Origin of the sequence: Microcystis sp. LE19-41.2A, assembly GCF_027530405.1 — a bacterium.
Taxonomy (GTDB): domain Bacteria; phylum Cyanobacteriota; class Cyanobacteriia; order Cyanobacteriales; family Microcystaceae; genus Microcystis; species Microcystis aeruginosa.
Window position 1 is genome coordinate 1 of record NZ_JAPZQJ010000192.1, and the last position, 2,154, is coordinate 2,154.

Annotated in this window: 4 protein-coding genes; all 4 read right to left on the reverse strand. The window is 46.2% G+C overall.

Annotated elements, in window-relative coordinates:
* Positions 1-253 precede the first annotated feature (253 nt).
* The 4 genes from O9290_RS08630 to O9290_RS08645 all read right to left on the reverse strand — a co-directional run bounded on the left by O9290_RS08630 (position 254) and on the right by O9290_RS08645 (position 1,966).
* Positions 254-541: a ssl2009 family thylakoid membrane protein gene (locus O9290_RS08630; RefSeq protein ID WP_002790084.1), complete on the reverse strand. Its 288-nt coding sequence runs from the start codon at positions 539-541 to the stop codon at positions 254-256.
* A gap of 14 nt (positions 542-555) precedes the next feature.
* Positions 556-1,209, reverse strand: a complete 654-nt coding sequence (gene upp, locus O9290_RS08635; RefSeq protein ID WP_002764021.1) for a uracil phosphoribosyltransferase — start codon at positions 1,207-1,209, stop codon at positions 556-558.
* 154 nt (positions 1,210-1,363) lie between these two features.
* Positions 1,364-1,546: a 30S ribosomal protein S21 gene (gene rpsU, locus O9290_RS08640; protein WP_002738938.1), complete on the reverse strand. Its 183-nt coding sequence runs from the start codon at positions 1,544-1,546 to the stop codon at positions 1,364-1,366.
* Positions 1,547-1,612: 66 nt separating this feature from the next.
* Positions 1,613-1,966 carry a metal-sensing transcriptional repressor gene (locus O9290_RS08645; RefSeq protein WP_002766602.1) on the reverse strand — a complete coding sequence of 118 codons (354 nt, stop codon included), beginning with the start codon at positions 1,964-1,966 and terminating at the stop codon, positions 1,613-1,615.
* Positions 1,967-2,154 lie beyond the last annotated feature (188 nt).

Sequence of the window (2,154 nt, forward strand, 5' to 3'; positions counted from 1 at the left end):
TGAATCTTTCTAACCTGTTGAGGCAGGTTTTTTGGGCTTTTTTATGTCTGAAATGGAAAAACAGCACTTTTTCTCGGTCAATGATTAGGATAAGTTATAACTTAAAAATTAATCAACAACTAAAGCTTATGCTTGTAGCTAGGTGAAATCATTGATTAAGAGACCTGTACTTTTCAATGACTTTTTCAGCAGACCCTAATTAAATTAGGTCGAGGTCTAACAAGGTTTTTAGATTTATTCGGCCAGCCCTATTTTAATGATCGCTGCCGTTTTCCTGTACCGATCCTAACTGTTGACGCACATCATCGATCGCTAGATTTAACTGGGCAATTTTATCTTCTAAACTGCGGCGGGCCACTTCCATGCCTTCCTCTGGAGTCAAGCGCCCATTGCGGATCTCCTCTAAAAAAGCTTGATTATCCCCATCTCCTAAACCGCGACGGCTGCGATTAGCCAACACTGTCCCCAAAACACCGCCCACTAAACCACCGACAATCGCACCGGCTAAAAAACCGCCCGTAAACCCATCTCGCTGACTCATAATCCCCTTTTCTCCTAATAGGTTCCAAAAGCTCGATCGCCGGCATCGCCCAACCCCGGCACGATGTAACCGCGGCTATTTAATCCTTCATCGATAATAGCCGTATAGATGTTCAAGCTGGGATAATTTTGACTCAATTTCTGTAAAGCCGGCGGGGCAGCCACCACGGAAATCAGGCGAATCAGGGCAGGATCAACGCCTCTGCTGGTAATTTCTGCCATTGCTGTTGAAATTGATCCCCCCGTGGCTAACATCGGTTCAAGAATTAAGACTCTTGTGGCCGGATCAAAACTGGCCGGTAATTTATTTAAATAACAACTCGCCTCTAGGGTTTCCTCATTTCTGGCTAAACCGAGATGATAGGTACTAGCTAGGGGTAAAAGACTTTGCGCCCCTTCCAACAGGGCTAATCCTGCCCGTAAAATCGGGACTACGGCCATCGGTACGCTAGGATCGATAAAAGTAGCGGGACATTCCGCTAGAGGGGTTTTAACGCTAGTTTCCAGGGTCGGCAACCATTGCCGGGCTGCTTCGTAGGTTAACCAGCGCCCTAGTTCCGTCATCGCTGTTTTAAACAGTACCGAGGGGGTATTTTGATCGCGGGCGATCGCTAACCAATGCTTAACCAGAGGATGTTCGGGAACATAGACGCGCAGTTGTAAAACCATGAAAACACTAGAACTCGATCGAGGGCTAAACTTTATCTTATCAGCTTTTTTCTCCCCACTTCCCACTCCCCACTTCCCGCTTCCCAACCCCCAAAACAGAGGTTAAAATAAAAGCAAGTCAGAAGCTTTCGAGCGACTTCTGACTTGGCTAATTTTAACGACGACGGGTTCTTTGTCGTCTCCGGGCTACTGCTTTACGCTTTCTCTTTTCTTGAGGGGTTTCAAAAAATTGATGCTTTTTGATATCCGCATAAATTCCCGCTTTCGCTACCTGTCGCTTAAAACGACGCAGGGCTGATTCGATCGCCTCGTTCTGACCAACTACCACTTGGGTCATTAACCTAATTCACCTCCTGTAATTGCTCTCTGCCTAAAAAATGCCAACTTCTCATTGTAGCACAATCTAGGGTAAAAAGCGATCCAAGGCGGCCTTTAATTCTTCAATTTCTGTCTCGATACTACCTTCCTGGGCAGCCCGGGCAATACATTCGCTCAGATGTTCGTCGAGAATAATTCTGGCAACGCGATCAATCGCCCCGCGAATAGCGGCAATTTGCATCAAAACTTCGGGACAGGGACGATTTTCTGATACCATCGTCTTGATGCCGCGAATATGTCCTTCGATACGCGAAAGACGGTTAATAATTTGCTTCAGGGAAGCTTCGCTATGGACGTGGGGAGTCCCTTTTGACTCGTGGTCATGGCCCGTCTCGTCGTGGTTGTGAAGGGGGTCGAAAGGGGTAATTTGATTAGTCAAGGGCTTACCGTCAATTCAGTTATACTCTCTAGTGTGCCACAGTTGCGAACCGCTCAACTAAACTTACTCAAACTTACTTAAAAGCCTGAAAGCTTAGTCATTCGTAGTGGGTCAAGCACTACAGGATTAAACGGCAAACCCTTTATTCCCTGGTCAATGACATCAGGAATTACTTTTCTAATGATGTT